The organism is Enterobacter soli (assembly GCF_964208575.1).
GTDB lineage: Bacteria > Pseudomonadota > Gammaproteobacteria > Enterobacterales > Enterobacteriaceae > Enterobacter > Enterobacter soli_A.
Window position 1 is genome coordinate 53974 of the sequence record NZ_CAXOFU010000001.1, and the last position, 14446, is coordinate 68419.

Annotated in this window: 8 protein-coding genes; 5 read left to right on the forward strand and 3 right to left on the reverse strand. The window is 58.5% G+C overall.

The annotated features are described in order from the left end of the window. Positions 1–7: 7 nt before the first annotated feature. Genes AB6V08_RS00255 through AB6V08_RS00265 form a run of 3 tightly spaced genes read left to right on the forward strand, consistent with a single transcriptional unit; the run spans position 8 to position 3614 of the window. Positions 8–2386, forward strand: coding sequence for a fimbrial biogenesis usher protein (locus tag AB6V08_RS00255; RefSeq protein ID WP_368540656.1), 2379 nt, complete (start codon positions 8–10; stop codon positions 2384–2386). Then, on the forward strand, positions 2383–2916 hold the full coding sequence (locus AB6V08_RS00260) for a hypothetical protein (RefSeq protein ID WP_368540657.1): 534 nt from the start codon (positions 2383–2385) through the stop codon (positions 2914–2916). The genes AB6V08_RS00255 and AB6V08_RS00260 overlap by 4 nt, the downstream gene beginning before the upstream one ends. Then, positions 2913–3614 carry a DUF1120 domain-containing protein gene (locus tag AB6V08_RS00265; RefSeq protein WP_368540659.1) on the forward strand — a complete coding sequence of 234 codons (702 nt, stop codon included), beginning with the start codon at positions 2913–2915 and terminating at the stop codon, positions 3612–3614. Before AB6V08_RS00260 ends, AB6V08_RS00265 begins: the two co-directional genes overlap by 4 nt. 41 nt (positions 3615–3655) lie before the next feature. Here the strand turns inward: AB6V08_RS00265 and gltD are convergent, their stop codons facing one another. Together gltD and gltB are read right to left on the reverse strand one after the other, a co-directional pair. Next, positions 3656–5074 carry a glutamate synthase subunit GltD gene (gltD, locus tag AB6V08_RS00270; RefSeq protein ID WP_368540660.1) on the reverse strand — a complete coding sequence of 473 codons (1419 nt, stop codon included), beginning with the start codon at positions 5072–5074 and terminating at the stop codon, positions 3656–3658. 9 nt (positions 5075–5083) lie between these two features. Then, positions 5084–9544, reverse strand: coding sequence for a glutamate synthase large subunit (gene gltB / locus AB6V08_RS00275; RefSeq protein WP_368540661.1), 4461 nt, complete (start codon positions 9542–9544; stop codon positions 5084–5086). Positions 9545–10226: 682 nt separating this feature from the next. Here gltB and AB6V08_RS00280 point away from each other — a divergent pair. Continuing rightward, entirely contained in the window at positions 10227–11168 is a 942-nt protein-coding gene (locus tag AB6V08_RS00280) for a TIGR01212 family radical SAM protein (RefSeq protein WP_368540965.1), read from the forward strand. Here AB6V08_RS00280 and AB6V08_RS00285 read toward each other — a convergent pair. Beyond that, positions 11148–12650, reverse strand: coding sequence for a helicase HerA-like C-terminal domain-containing protein (locus tag AB6V08_RS00285; RefSeq protein ID WP_368540662.1), 1503 nt, complete (start codon positions 12648–12650; stop codon positions 11148–11150). The genes AB6V08_RS00280 and AB6V08_RS00285 overlap by 21 nt on opposite strands. Before the next feature lie 137 nt (positions 12651–12787). On the opposite strand from AB6V08_RS00285, the gene AB6V08_RS00290 reads away from it, so the two are divergent. Further along, complete coding sequence (locus tag AB6V08_RS00290) at positions 12788–14434, forward strand: dihydroxyacetone kinase subunit DhaK (RefSeq protein WP_368540664.1); 1647 nt, start codon at positions 12788–12790, stop codon at positions 14432–14434. Positions 14435–14446 lie beyond the last annotated feature (12 nt).

Sequence of the window (14446 nt, forward strand, 5' to 3'; positions counted from 1 at the left end):
AACACGGATGTTTAGGAAAACGCTATTGGCTTGTGCGATTGGACTGGGATGCTCGCAGCTCGCCAATGCAAATAATACGGAGAGTGCGCCAGTAGAGTTTGACCAGGAAACCTTGAAGTCGCTCGGCGTGGACCCGGAGATTTCCCGCTATTTCTCTCAAGAGGCGAAGTTCCTGCCGGGAAGACATTCCGTTTCTCTGCACCTGAACGGTGAAGATGCAGGAAGCGTTGTGGCGAGCTTTGATGACAGCGGTAACCTGTGCTTCGACAAATCCTTCATGGAGCAGGCGGGCGTAAAGGTTCCTTCTGATTATCATCAAGGGTGCTATGACTTCGTTAAAGCCAACCCTGATGCGATTATCACCCTGGCTCCCGTACAGGAGCGCATTGAGCTGGTCGTGCGTCAGGAACTTCTTGCACAGCAAAGCAGGAGCATTGGTGATTTCAACAGCGGCGGCAGCGCGGGTCTGTTGAATTATTCGCTGCTTTCTTCGCGAAATGAGTACGTTGGTGGTCGCTCTGACTATTCGCAGCTGATGCTGAGCGGCGGATTTAACGTGAGCGACTGGCTTTTTCGCACTCACCAGCTGGTGAGCCGCACCAACGGCACGGTCAACAGTGAGAACTCGCAAAACTACCTGCAGCACACCTTTATTAACGCTAAAACCACCATGAAAGCGGGTGAGGTTAGCCTTAACAACAGGCTGCTTGAGGGCAGTAATATTTACGGCGTCGAGCTGGTGCCTGAATCCGCGCTGGCGCGTGAAGATACGCCGGTACAGGTCACGGGGATCGCCAATACGCCGCAGGCGCGCGTTGAGATCCGCCAGCAGGGGATTGTGGTCTTCTCCACGCTGGTTGCCGTTGGGCCGTTTACGCTCACGGATATTCCACTGCGTAACTACACCAGCGATCTGAACGTCACGGTTATCGAAACCGACGGAAGCCAGCGCACCTTCGTCGTTCCGTCATCGATTTACAACCGCAGCCCCGGCGCGCCTGCGGGCTATGCCATCTCTTTTGGGCGGGTCAGCGATGACTACAGCAAAACGCCCTGGGTAGCGAGCATTTCAGGTGGGAAGCGCCTGAATACGGCAAACGTTGCCAACGTAGGCACCATTATTTCTGATGGCTATCAGGCGGTGGGCGTCAGCCTGGATTCCGGCATTTTGCCGCAAACCATGCTGTCGGCGCAGGTTAACCAGGCCTGGGATGGGCAAAATGCGCGGCAGGGGCAAAAGTATCAGCTTCAGGCGAGCTTCGCCGCGAAGATGGGCTTTAGCCTTAGCGCATCGGTAACGAAAAACTCCGAGCATTACCGGGAGCTTTCGCAGGCGTTAAATGACGATGAGCTGTCGGCCAATAAGTACGAGTATTCGCTTGGCGCGAGCTGGGGAGCGCCCGTGCTGGGAGCCTTCAGTACCAGCATTTATGAAACGCAGCCTTACGGTGGCGGCGGACGCTCGCGCTACGCAACGCTGAATTGGGGCAAAACCTTTAAAACATTTTCAGTCACCACGAGCTGGCAGCGCCAGCTGAGCGGCGGAAGTGAAAATACCGACAACGAAGATATCGTCTACATCAACATCTCGGTTCCCCTAGGGCAGCACCAGCTTAACGCCTACTCCCGTCAGAAAAAGGACGCGAGTCGCTATGGTCTGAGCACCACGGGCAGATTAACGGAAGACACGACCTACAGTCTCGGGACCGAGCGCGACAGCCGCGATTCCGAGAACAACTTCTCCGCCGGGACGTACAGCAATCTGCATTACACCCAGCTGAGCCTGAACGCTGGGATGAACGGCTCCCAAAGCCGCAACTATTCAGGCTCCTTACAGGGCGGCGTATCGGTGCACAGCGGAGGGGTAACGCTCTCGCCGCTGACGATCCGCGATACCTTTGCCATTGCTCAGCTGGATAAACCTGTCGCAGGCGTGAAGCTCGATACCCCGCAGGGGCCGGTCTGGACCGATTTCCGCGGGCAGGCGGTTATTCCTTCAGTGAATGCGTGGCAGGCATCGCGCGTTGAGCTCAGAACGGAAACGCTGCCGAAGAATATGGACATCGGCAACGGCACCCGCGTGCTGAAGCAGTCGAGAGGGGCGGTCGGCAAGGTTCAGTTTGGCACTTTAACCCAGCGTCGCGTGCTGATGACGGCCAAAATGCCAGACGGCAAACCTTTACCGAAAGGCGTGGCAATCACGGATGCCGCAGGCAATTACCTGACGACCTCCGTGGATGACGGCGTGCTCTTCCTGAATGACGTTGCAAACGCTCAGCGATTTACTGCCCAGCTTGAAAGCGGCAGCTGCACTCTGGCGCTGTCATTACCTGATGAGGCGCCAAAGGATACTTTTTACGAGACAGTCAGCGGAATTTGCAAATGAAACACAACATTCTCCCGCTCCTGGTGGTGCTGTTCTGGGCGTGTGGCGCACGTGCTGAATGCCAGCTCGTCACCAGCCAGCAGTCGGTAAGCTTTGGAGCGCTCAGCGCGATGGATCGCCAGATGGCAGGGGGCAAGGCCATCACGCTGCCGGAAAAACAGATCCTGCTGAACGTCATGTGCGACAACGCCCAGCGCGTAAGGCTCTTTTTCGGCAGCTCACTGCCGCAGGGGAATGACTTTGCGCTGGGAGCCCAGGGCAAAATGACCTTCACGGCGATGAAGGCCCGGGTTGATGATAAAGACGTGCTGCTGGCGCCGGTGCGATCTTCTCACGGCGCGGTGACGTCTCCAGGGGCAAACACAGCGGATATAGCCCTCAATGAAGGCATCGCTTTTGTCGACGGTGAGGAGCTAAGCGGCAAAAATATCTCGGTTGCGATTGCGGTGAATTCGCAGGTTAAAAGCCAGTCTATTACCGATAAAGTGAAGTATCGCGGCAACCTTCAGGTGAGGCTCGAGACAGAATGAAACGCAACGCATTTTGGCTCATCGCGCTGTTAACGAGCGCGCAGGCAATCGCCAGCGATACCGCGAATATTGATTTTGACGTAACGGCGGAAGCCGCGTCCTGCACGCCTACGCTGAGCAACAACGGCGTTGTCGATTACGGAACAAACCACGCCGGCGACCTGCACATTCAGTCATTTACCCAGCTTGGAACGCGCGATATCACCCTCACCATCCAGTGTGAATCCTCAACGGGCGTGGCCATCACCGCGCGCGACACGCGCAGCGATTCGGCCGTCGTCGGTAAAGATGATAACGGTCAGGAAGGGGCGCGTTTTCAGATCAACGGCGGCGGCTATGTGCATGACAAGGCGCGCCTGTTCGGACTTGGCCTGACCGCAGAGAAAAAACCGATTGGCAGCTACGCCATTCAGATTAACGCGGCGAGCGTCGTTGCGCTGGATGGCTCGGAGCAGGTGAGCGTGGATATTGGCGGCTCGGCCAGCACGGAAGGGCCGTGGGAAGCGGCAGCGCCGATAGCGTTACCGACGAATCAGGATTTCTTCTACACCTTTTTGAAGAAAGGCACGACGACGCCGCAGCCTGTTTCTACCGCAACGGTGCCGCTGCAGGTCAGCGCATCAATTGCAAATCAGCTCAACAGCAGTCAGACCGTCAGTCTGGACGGCAGCGCGGTGATCAGTATTGTCTATCTCTAAGACGGGAATCTCAGCGGGCCGGGCGGCCCGCTGAGTCGTTATTACACTTCCAGGTAGTTCATAATACCGTCAGCCGCTTTACGACCTTCGGCAATCGCGGTCACCACCAGGTCTGAACCGCGAACGATATCGCCACCCGCAAAGATTTTCGGGTTGCTGGTCTGGAACGCGTTATCGCTGCCTTCAGGTGCGATGACGCGGCCCTGAGAATCCAGCTCAACGCTGTGCTTCGCCAGCCACTCCATGCTGTGAGGACGGAAACCAAACGCCATTACGACCGCGTCTGCCGGGATCACATGCTCGGAGCCAGCCACGATTTCCGCGCGGCGACGGCCTTTCGCATCCGGCGCACCCATTTCAGTCCGCGCCATCTTCACGCCGCTGACCTTGCCGTTAGCATTCACCTCAATGCCCAGCGGCTGGATGTTGAACTGGAACTCCACGCCCTCTTCACGCGCGTTTTTCACTTCGCGTTTAGAGCCCGGCATGTTCTCTTCGTCACGACGATAGGCGCAGATAACGTGCGCGGCGTTCTGGCGAATAGAAGTACGCACGCAGTCCATCGCGGTATCACCACCGCCCAGCACCACCACGCGTTTGCCTTCCATGCTGACGAAAGGCTCTTCGGTGGTTTCACCGTAACCCATGATCTGCTTCGTGTTGGCAATCAGGAACGGCAGCGCGTCGTAAACGCCCGGCGCGTCTTCGTTCTCCAGGCCACCGCGCATGGACTGATAGGTGCCCACGCCGAGGAACACGGCATCGTAATCTTTCAGCAGGTCGTCGAGCTGCACGTCGCGGCCCACTTCCACGTTCAGCTTGAACTCAATGCCCATGCCGGTGAAGATTTCACGGCGGCGGGTCATGACCTCTTTTTCCAGCTTGAAGGCCGGGATACCGAAGGTCAGCAGACCGCCGATTTCCGGATGGCGGTCAAAGACTACCGCCTTCACGCCGTTACGGGTCAGCACGTCGGCACAGGCCAGGCCTGCCGGACCCGCGCCGATGATGGCCACGCGCTTGTCGGTTTGCTTCACGCCGGTCATGTCCGGACGCCAGCCCATTTCGAACGCCTTATCGTTGATATAGCGCTCAATGTTGCCAATCGTCACCGCGCCAAACTCGTCGTTCAGCGTACAGGAGCCCTCACACAGGCGATCCTGAGGACACACGCGGCCGCACACTTCCGGCAGGGTGTTGGTCTGGTGGGACAGCTCGGCGGCCTCGAAAATACGACCCTCGTTAGCCAGCTTCAGCCAGTTCGGGATGTAGTTATGTACCGGGCATTTCCATTCGCAGTAAGGGTTGCCGCAGGACAGGCAGCGGTCTGCCTGCGCTTTGGCCTGGCCTTCTGAAAACGGCTCATAGATTTCAACAAATTCAATTTTACGGATCTTCAGCGGTTTCTTTGGCGGATCAACACGCTGCAGGTCGATAAACTGGTATACGTTCTGGCTCATCTGAATTCCTTACTGCGCCTGCACACGCAGCTCTGCTGCGCTACGACTACGGTGACCCAACAGGGCTTTAACATCGCTGGACTTCGGTTTAACCAGCGCGAATTTCGCAGAGAACGCCGGCCAGTTCGCCAGGATCTCTTCGCCGCGCGAAGAACCGGTATGCTGCACGTGTTCGGTAATCAAACCGCGCAGGTGTTCTTCGTGGATGGCCAGCGTATCAACGTCCAGCACTTCCACCAGTTCCGGGTTCACGCGCTTGCGGAACTCGCCGTCTTCATCCAGGACGTAAGCAAAACCGCCCGTCATGCCTGCGCCGAAGTTCACGCCGGTTTTACCCAACACGCAAACAATCCCGCCCGTCATGTATTCACAGCCGTTATCGCCAATGCCCTCAACCACGGTGATAGCACCGGAGTTACGCACCGCGAAACGCTCACCCGCACGGCCCGCGGCAAACAGACGACCGCCGGTCGCGCCGTACAGACAGGTGTTACCGATGATGCTCGCTTCGTGGCTGCGGAAGGCCGAGCCCACCGGAGGACGTACCGCCAGCAGACCGCCCGCCATGCCTTTACCGACGTAGTCGTTGGCATCGCCGGTCAGGTACAGCTCAACGCCGCCTGCGTTCCACACGCCGAAGCTCTGACCCGCGGTCCCGCTGAAGTGGGCGGTAATCGGATCGGCTGCCAGACCCTGGTCACCGTGCGTTTGCGCGATGTAGCCGGAGAGCGACGCGCCCACGGAGCGGTCGGTGTTGCGGATATCAAACCAGAACGTTTTGCTCTGCTTGTCATCCACATAGGCTTTGGCCTGCTGCAGCAGCTGTGCGTTCAGCACGCCGTTATCGAACGGTGGGTTGTTCTCGGTGCAGTAGACCGCTTTGCCCGGGTGCGGCTGCGCGGTTTCCAGCAGCTTGCTCAGCTCCAGCTTCTGCTGCTTGGCGGTGAAGCCTTCCAGCTCTTTCAGCAGGTCGGTACGGCCAATCAGATCCACCAGGCGCTTCACGCCCAGCTGCGCCATCAGCTCGCGGGTTTCGCGGGCAATGAAGTCAAAGTAGTTCGTTACCTTGAACGGCAGGCCGTGATAATGGTTCTTACGCAGCTTTTCGTCCTGGGTCGCAACGCCGGTTGCGCAGTTGTTCAGGTGGCAAATACGCAGGTATTTACAGCCCAGCGCGACCATCGGGCCAGTACCGAAGCCGAAGCTTTCCGCACCCAGAATCGCCGCTTTGATGATGTCGAGGCCGGTTTTCAGGCCACCGTCCACCTGCAGACGGATCTTGTGGCGCAGACCGTTAGCCACCAGCGCCTGCTGGGTTTCCACCAGGCCAAGCTCCCACGGACAGCCCGCGTATTTCACGGAGGAGAGCGGGCTTGCGCCTGTACCGCCGTCGTAACCGGCAATGGTAATCAGGTCGGCATAGGCTTTCGCTACGCCGGTAGCGATGGTGCCGACGCCCGGTTCGGAAACCAGCTTCACGGAGATCATCGCTTTCGGGTTGACCTGTTTCAGGTCGAAAATCAGCTGCGCCAGATCCTCGATAGAGTAGATATCGTGGTGCGGCGGCGGGGAGATCAGCGTCACGCCCGGCACCGAGTAGCGCAGTTTGGCGATGTACGGGGTCACTTTGTCACCCGGTAATTGACCGCCTTCGCCCGGCTTCGCGCCCTGAGCAACTTTAATCTGAATCACGTCGGCGTTGACCAGATACGCTGGCGTCACGCCAAAGCGACCGGAAGCCACCTGTTTGATACGGGACACTTTGTTGGTGCCGTAGCGCGCAGGATCTTCACCGCCTTCGCCGGAGTTGGAGTTGCCGCCGATGCTGTTCATCGCTTCTGCCAGCGCTTCGTGGGCTTCCGGGCTCAAAGCGCCGATAGACATTGCCGCCGTGTCGAAGCGTTTGAACAGCTCCGTCGCGGGCTCAACTTCGTCGATGCTCACCGCTTCATCGCCCGGATTCAGGGCGATCAAATCGCGCAGCGTGGCTGCCGGGCGGTTATTCACCAGTTCCGCATACTGCTGATAATCGCTGTACTCGCCGCTCTGAACGGCCTGTTGCAGGGTGCGCACCACGTCCGGGTTGTAGGCGTGGTATTCGCCGCCGTGGACGTATTTCAGCAGGCCGCCCTGATCCAGCGGCTTGCGTGCCAGCCAGGCGCGTTTCGACAGGTTCACCAGATCCTGCTGGAAGTCCGCAAAACCGGCGCCGCCGATACGGCTGACAACGCCCTGGAAGCAGAGGTCTGCCACTTCATCATGCAGGCCGACCGCTTCAAACAGCTTCGAGCAGCGGTAAGAGGCGATTGTCGAAATGCCCATTTTGGACATGATCTTGTACAGGCCTTTGTTGATGCCGTTACGGTAGTTCAGCATCACCGCGCGGTACTCTTTTTCGATCGCGCGGGTGTCGACCAGTCTTGCCAGGGTTTCGTAGGCCAGATACGGGTAGATCGCCGTCGCGCCAAAGCCTAACAGCACGGCAAAGTGGTGCGGATCGCGCGCGCTGGCGGTTTCAACGATGATGTTGGCATCGCAGCGCAGGCTCTTGTCGACCAGACGCGTCTGGATAGCCCCGACCGCCATTGGCGCAGGCACCGGCAGGCGGTTCTTCGCAATGTTACGGTCAGACAGCACCAGCAGCACGGTGCCGTTACGCACCATCTGTTCGGCTTTGTCGCACAGCGCGTTCACCGTCTCTTCGAGGCTCGCTTCGGTCACGTCGAAGGTAATATCGAGCGTGTCGGCGCGGTAGTGCTCCTCTTTCATGGTGGTGAGCTGTTTGAAATCGGAGTACAGCAGGATCGGCGATTTAAAGGTCAGACGGTGCGCCTGGCCTTCGGCTTCGCAGAAGACGTTCATCTCGCGACCGATGCTGGTGGCCAGCGACATCACGTGCGCTTCGCGCAGCGGATCGATTGGCGGGTTGGTGACCTGCGCAAACTGCTGGCGGAAGTAGTCGTAAATGATGCGCGGCTGGCTGGAGAGCACGGCAAACGGGGTATCGTCGCCCATTGAGCCGACCGCTTCCTGGCCGTTTTCGCCCAGCACGCGGATAACGGAATCCAGCTCTTCTGCGCTGTAGTTAAACTGTTTCTGATAGCTTGCGAGCGTGTCGTCGTCCATTTCGCGGCTGCCCACTTCTTCATCCGGCAGATCTTCGAACGGCACCAGGCGACGCACGTTTTTCTCCATCCACTCTTTGTATGGATGGCGGATTTTCAGGTCGTAATCGGTTTCCGCCGAGTGCAGAATGCGGCCCACGCGGGTGTCGATTACCATCAGCTCGCCAGGCCCTACGCGGCCTTTCTCAACCACTTCGTCAGGCTGGTAATCCCAGATCCCTACTTCCGAAGCGCAGGTGATGAGCTTGTCTTTGGTGATGACGTAGCGCGCCGGGCGCAGGCCGTTACGGTCAAGGTTACAGGCGGCGAAACGACCGTCGGACATGACGATGCCCGCCGGGCCATCCCACGGCTCCATGTGCATAGAGTTAAAGTCGAAGAAGGCGCGCAGGTCCGGATCCATATCCGGGTTGTTCTGCCATGCAGGTGGAACAAGCAGACGCATGGCGCGAACGATATCCATACCACCGGCCAGCAGCAGCTCCAGCATATTGTCCATTGAGCTTGAGTCAGAGCCGGTTTCGTTCACGAACGGGGCGGCATCGTGCAGGTCAGGGATCAGCGGAGTCTGGAACTTATAGGTACGGGCGCGCGCCCACTGGCGGTTACCGGTGATGGTGTTAATCTCGCCGTTGTGCGCCAGATAGCGGAACGGCTGAGCCAGCGGCCAGCGTGGCACGGTGTTGGTGGAGAAGCGCTGGTGGAACAGGCAAATGGCCGATTCCAGACGCAGATCCGCCAGGTCCAGGTAGAAGCGAGGCAGGTCAGCCGGCATACACAGACCTTTATAGATGTTCACCAGGTTAGAGAGGCTACACACGTAGAACTCTTTATCTTCCTGAAGACGTTTTTCAATGCGGCGGCGAGCGATAAACAGGCGGCGTTCCATATCACGCGGACGCCAGCCCGCAGGCGCATTCACAAAGATTTGTTCAATACGAGGCAGCGAGGAGAGGGCGATTTCACCGAGCACCCCTTCGTTGGTTGGCACATCGCGCCAGCCGACAATAGACAGGGTTTCACGTTGAAGTTCTTCTTCGACGATGCGGCGTGCGGCTGCGGCTTTTTCAGGATCCTGATTCAGGAACAGCATACCGACAGCGTAGTTTTTGGCTAAACGCCAGCCGCGCTCTTCCGCCACGATGCGGAAGAAACGATCCGGTTTTTGCAGCAGCAGACCGCAACCGTCGCCGGTTTTACCGTCGGCAAGGATTGCACCACGGTGCTGCATACGGGCCAGTGCGTGAATAGCAGTACGCACTACCTTGTGGCTAGGTTCGCCTTCTATGTGGGCGATCAGGCCGAAACCACAGTTATCCTTCTCAAGGGATTTATCGTACAACATATCAGTGAACCTCCCCAGGCTCGTCGGGCTTCCCACTGAACCGTGGCGCACAGGCACAGAAAGAGCGTGGCGACGGGGTTTGCGTTTCATACGCGTACCTCGCATTCGCCCTCTTTTTCATCCTTTCGCGCAGGTAAACAAGTTTGAGGACTTGCTTCAGAGGGAATCTCAATTACTGCATAAATATGATGGGCAGGCCGCCCATCCAGAAAGCTTCCAGCGGATTTCCAACTTATCGGGAATTGGTACACAGGTCAAATGGCAATCTTATTTATACAAAAATGTGCTAAAGAGAAGTTATGTGGCTGTTTTTAAAGGGTATTTAAGTCGTTTTATAATGGCTAAACGGTCTGGGAAGTGTCGATGGAGTGTGATCTGACTCACTATATGAAAGCGGTATTATCAATGTAGCGTGCTGAATAGCTGTTTTATAGCAGAATAATCATCTGGCACGTGGCTGAAACCCGCATAAACCCACTGTTTTTCAGTGCTGGCGCTATAAATGAAAAAAACCATCAGAACATAAGGAAAAGTAATTACGTCAGGCGTGAATGAAATTGCAGTAATCTTGATTATTTATTCATAAGGATAAAGGCCGTCCAGGGCGATTGATCCAGGTCATCGCCGACAGAGGCTAAAAATGGCAGGCTTGTCCCCTTTGTTCGGGACGGTCTATCAGATTATGCAGTTACAGAAAATAGTCAATATGTTTGGTGGGGATCTTTTGCAGCGCTACGGGCAAAAGGTTCATAAGCTGACGCTGCACGGCGGCTTTAGCTGCCCGAATCGCGATGGCACCATCGGGCGCGGCGGCTGCACCTTCTGTAACGTCGCGTCGTTTGCTGACGAAGAGCAGCAGCACAGCTCCATTGCGGAACAGCTGGCGCACCAGGCTAGCAGGGTGAACCGCGCGAAGCAGTATCTGGCGTACTTCCAGGCTTATACCAGCACCTGGGCCGAGGTGCAGGTGTTGCGCTCCATGTACCAGCAGGCGGTCAGCCAGGCCAATATTGTGGGCCTGTGCGTCGGCACCCGCCCGGACTGCGTGCCGGAAGCGGTGCTGGATCTGCTCAGCGAATACAAGGAGCAGGGTTTTGAAATCTGGCTTGAGCTGGGGCTACAGACCGCGCACGACAAAACGCTGCACCGCATTAACCGCGGACACGATTTCGCCTGCTACCAAAACACCACCCGTCTTGCCCGCGAACGCGGTCTGAAAGTCTGTTCACACCTGATTGTCGGCTTGCCAGGCGAAGGCCAGCAGCACTGCCTGGACACGCTTGAGCGGGTCGTGGAGACAGGCGTGGACGGCATCAAGCTGCATCCGCTGCACATCGTGACGGGCAGCATCATGGCGAAAGCCTGGGAAGCCGGGCGCCTGAGCGGCATTGAGCTCGATGAGTACACCGTGACCGCAGGCGAGATGATTCGCCATACCCCGCCGGAGATTATCTACCATCGCATCTCCGCCAGCGCCCGGCGCCCAACGCTTCTGGCACCGCTGTGGTGCGAAAACCGCTGGACGGGGATGGTGGAAATCGACCGTTACCTGCATGAGCACGGGGTTCAGGGGTCAGCGCTTGGCCGCCCGTGGGTGCCACCTTTACCGGCGGCGACCGCCTAACAGGCTGCCTAGCATGCCGCGCACGATCTGATTGGTGACCTGCCGCGCCGCGCTTTTCGCCATCGTCTGCACCACACCATCGCGCTTGCCGCCGCGCGGCCCGGTGGTGCCGAACAGGATATCTTTGAGCCCGCCCAGGAGCCCGTCATCCTCGGCGGCTGTTTGCCCCCTGGCGTCAGGCGCGCCTTGCGATTCAGTGCTGGCCTGTACCCCTTTTTGCAGCATCTCGAAGGCGGATTCGCGATCCACCTCATCTTCATATTTGCCGTAGACCGGCGAGTGGTTGATCAGGCCGTTGCGCTCGTCGTCGGTCACCGGCCCCATGCGGGAGCAGGGCGCGATTACCATTGCGCGTTCGACAATCGACGGGCTGCCTTTGGCGTCCAGGAAGGAGATCAGCGCTTCACCCGTTCCCAGCGCCTGAATTGCCGCTTCGGTATCAAATGCCGGGTTGGCGCGCATGGTCTGGGCGGCGGCTTTGACGGCCTTTTGATCTTTCGGCGTAAAGGCGCGCAGGGCGTGCTGCACGCGGTTGCCGAGCTGACCGAGCACGTTATCCGGGATATCCGACGGGTTTTGCGAAACGAACCACACGCCAACGCCTTTGGAGCGGATCAGGCGAATGACCTGCTCGATTTTATCCAGCAGAACCTGCGGCGCATCGTTAAACAGCAGGTGCGCTTCATCGAAGAAGAACACCAGCTTCGGTTTTTCCAGATCGCCCGCCTCGGGGAGCTGTTCGTAAAGTTCGGAGAGCATCCACAGCAGGCTTGCCGCATACAGTTTTGGCATCTGGTAGAGCTTTTCTGAACTCAGAATATTGATAATGCCTTTGCCGCTGCCGTCGGTACGCATCCAGTCTTTGATATCCAGCATCGGTTCGCCGAAGAAGTGCTCGGCGCCCTGCTGCTCCAGCGTCAGCAACCCGCGCTGGATAGCCCCCACCGAGGCGCTGCTGATATTGCCGTACTGGTTCTGGAAGGATTTGGCGTTGTCGCCGATGTACTGGGTGATGGCGCGCAGATCTTTAAAATCGAGCAGCAGCAGCCCCCGATCGTCAGCAATGCGGAAAATGATGTTCAGCACGCCGGACTGCACGTCGTTCAGGTTCAGCAGTCGGGCGAGCAGCAGCGGCCCCAGATCGGAAACCGTTGCCCGTACCGGATGGCCCTTCTCGCCGAAAATATCCCACAACACCACCGGATTGCCGTGCGGCGCCCAGTCGTTCACGCCGATATTCTTCAGGCGCCCGAGCAGTTTCTCTGAGCCCGCGCCTTCCTGAGCCACCCCGGTTAAATCGCCTTTTACATCCGCCATAAACACCGGCACGCCAATCTCTGACAGCGACTCAGCCAGCTTTTGCAGCGTGACGGTTTTCCCCGTCCCGGTGGCGCCGGTGATCAGGCCGTGACGGTTTGCCATGGCGGGAAGTAAAAACAGCTCTTTATCCAGCGTCCGGGCAATTAACAGTGGTGTACTCATGATGCGCGTCCTCTTTTTGTCCTGCGTCGAGTATAGGCAACCTGACGGCATTTTGGCTGAGTAAATTCCTGACTTTGCGGCGCATTATCCAGCGCGGACTATGCTTTTGCATACGGTTCACAACATTTTGGGAAGCTATGTCCAGATTCTTCTTTAATGACCGCAAACAGCTGGTCAACGATGCCATAGAAGGTATTCTTCTCTCCGCGCCGCACGGCAACCTCGTCAAGCTCGATATCGACCCGGCGATCCGCGTGGTCGCCCGCAGCGACTGGGATAAGAGCCGCGTGGCGGTGATTTCAGGCGGCGGTTCGGGTCATGAACCGGCTCATGCCGGATTCGTGGGTAAAGGGATGCTGACGGCGGCGGTCTGCGGGGATCTGTTTGCCTCGCCGAGCGTGGATGCGGTGCTGAACGCCATTGTGGCGGTGACGGGGGATCGCGGCTGTCTGCTGATTGTTAAAAACTACACCGGGGATCGACTGAATTTCGGCCTGGCGGCGGAAAAGGCCAAACGCTACGGCCTGAAGGTCGAGATGGTGATTGTCGCGGACGATATCGCCCTGCCGGATAACAAGCAGCCGCGCGGCATTGCGGGCACGGCGCTGGTGCACAAAATTGCGGGCTATGCGGCGGAGCAGGGTAAATCGCTGGGCGAGGTGCGGGATATTGCGCAGCAGGCCTGCGACAGTCTCTGGAGCCTGGGCGTGGCGATGCAAACCTGCAACCTGCCGGGCAGCGACGACGAAGAGGGGCGTATCAAAAAAGGCCACGTGGAGCTGGGGCTGGGCATCCACGGCGAGCCCGGAGCGTCGGTGGTGGATACGCAAAACAGCAAGGAGATCGTCGATACGCTGGTGAACGCGCTAAAAGCGCAGGCGGGTGACGGGCGGTTTGCGGTGCTGATTAACAATCTCGGCGGCGTGTCGGCGCTGGAGATGGCGCTGCTGACCAAAGAGCTGGCGCATTCGGCGCTCAAAGAGCAGATCGCTTACCTGATTGGCCCGGCGCCGCTGGTCAGTTCGCTGGATATGAAGGGGTTTTCACTGTCGCTGCTCAAGCTTAACGATCTGTTCGAACGGGCGATTAAGGAAAACGTGGAAACCCTCGGCTGGCAGAAGCCGGTGCAGTTTGCGCCGCTGCGGACGCAGGCGCACGGCGCGATTCATGACCGCGTGGAATATAGCCCGTCAGCCAATCCGCAGGTGGGCGAGTATGTCTCCAGGGTAGCGAGCACGCTGATCCAGCTGGAAAACCGCCTGAACGCGCTGGACGCCAAAGTGGGCGATGGTGATACCGGCTCGACGTTTGCGCAAGGGGCGCGGGACATTGCGCAGCATCTGGAGGGCGACCAGCTCCCGCTTAACGACCTGCCGACGCTGCTGCTGCTGGTGGGCGAGCGTCTGGCTACGGTGATGGGCGGCTCGAGCGGCGTGCTGATGTCGATCTTCTTTACCGCGGCGGGACAAAAGCTGCATGACGGCAAGCCGTTGCCGGAGGCATTGCTGGGCGGGCTGGCGCAGATGAAGCAGTACGGCGGGGCGGATCTGGGCGATCGCACGCTGATCGACGCGCTGCAGCCGGCGCTGGAAGCGCTGCAGAAAGGCGATCTTCACGCGGCGGCACAGGCGGCACGACAGGGGGCAGAGGCAACGGCGAAAATGGAGAAAGCCGGAGCGGGGCGTTCGTCGTATGTGAATAAAGAGAACCTGGACGGGGTGACGGATCCGGGAGCGGTCGCGGTGGCCGAGGTGTTTTCGGCCATGGCAGAGGCAAAACGGTAACAACCGTTACCG

Coding starts and splice junctions, on each gene's coding strand:
- AB6V08_RS00255 (WP_368540656.1), top strand. CDS start 8: ATGTTTAGGAAAACGCTATTGGCTTGTGCGATTGGACTGGGATGCTCG.
- AB6V08_RS00260 (WP_368540657.1), top strand. CDS start 2,383: ATGAAACACAACATTCTCCCGCTCCTGGTGGTGCTGTTCTGGGCGTGT.
- AB6V08_RS00265 (WP_368540659.1), top strand. CDS start 2,913: ATGAAACGCAACGCATTTTGGCTCATCGCGCTGTTAACGAGCGCGCAG.
- gltD (WP_368540660.1), bottom strand. CDS start 5,074: ATGAGCCAGAACGTATACCAGTTTATCGACCTGCAGCGTGTTGATCCG.
- gltB (WP_368540661.1), bottom strand. CDS start 9,544: ATGTTGTACGATAAATCCCTTGAGAAGGATAACTGTGGTTTCGGCCTG.
- AB6V08_RS00280 (WP_368540965.1), top strand. CDS start 10,227: ATGCAGTTACAGAAAATAGTCAATATGTTTGGTGGGGATCTTTTGCAG.
- AB6V08_RS00285 (WP_368540662.1), bottom strand. CDS start 12,650: ATGAGTACACCACTGTTAATTGCCCGGACGCTGGATAAAGAGCTGTTT.
- AB6V08_RS00290 (WP_368540664.1), top strand. CDS start 12,788: ATGTCCAGATTCTTCTTTAATGACCGCAAACAGCTGGTCAACGATGCC.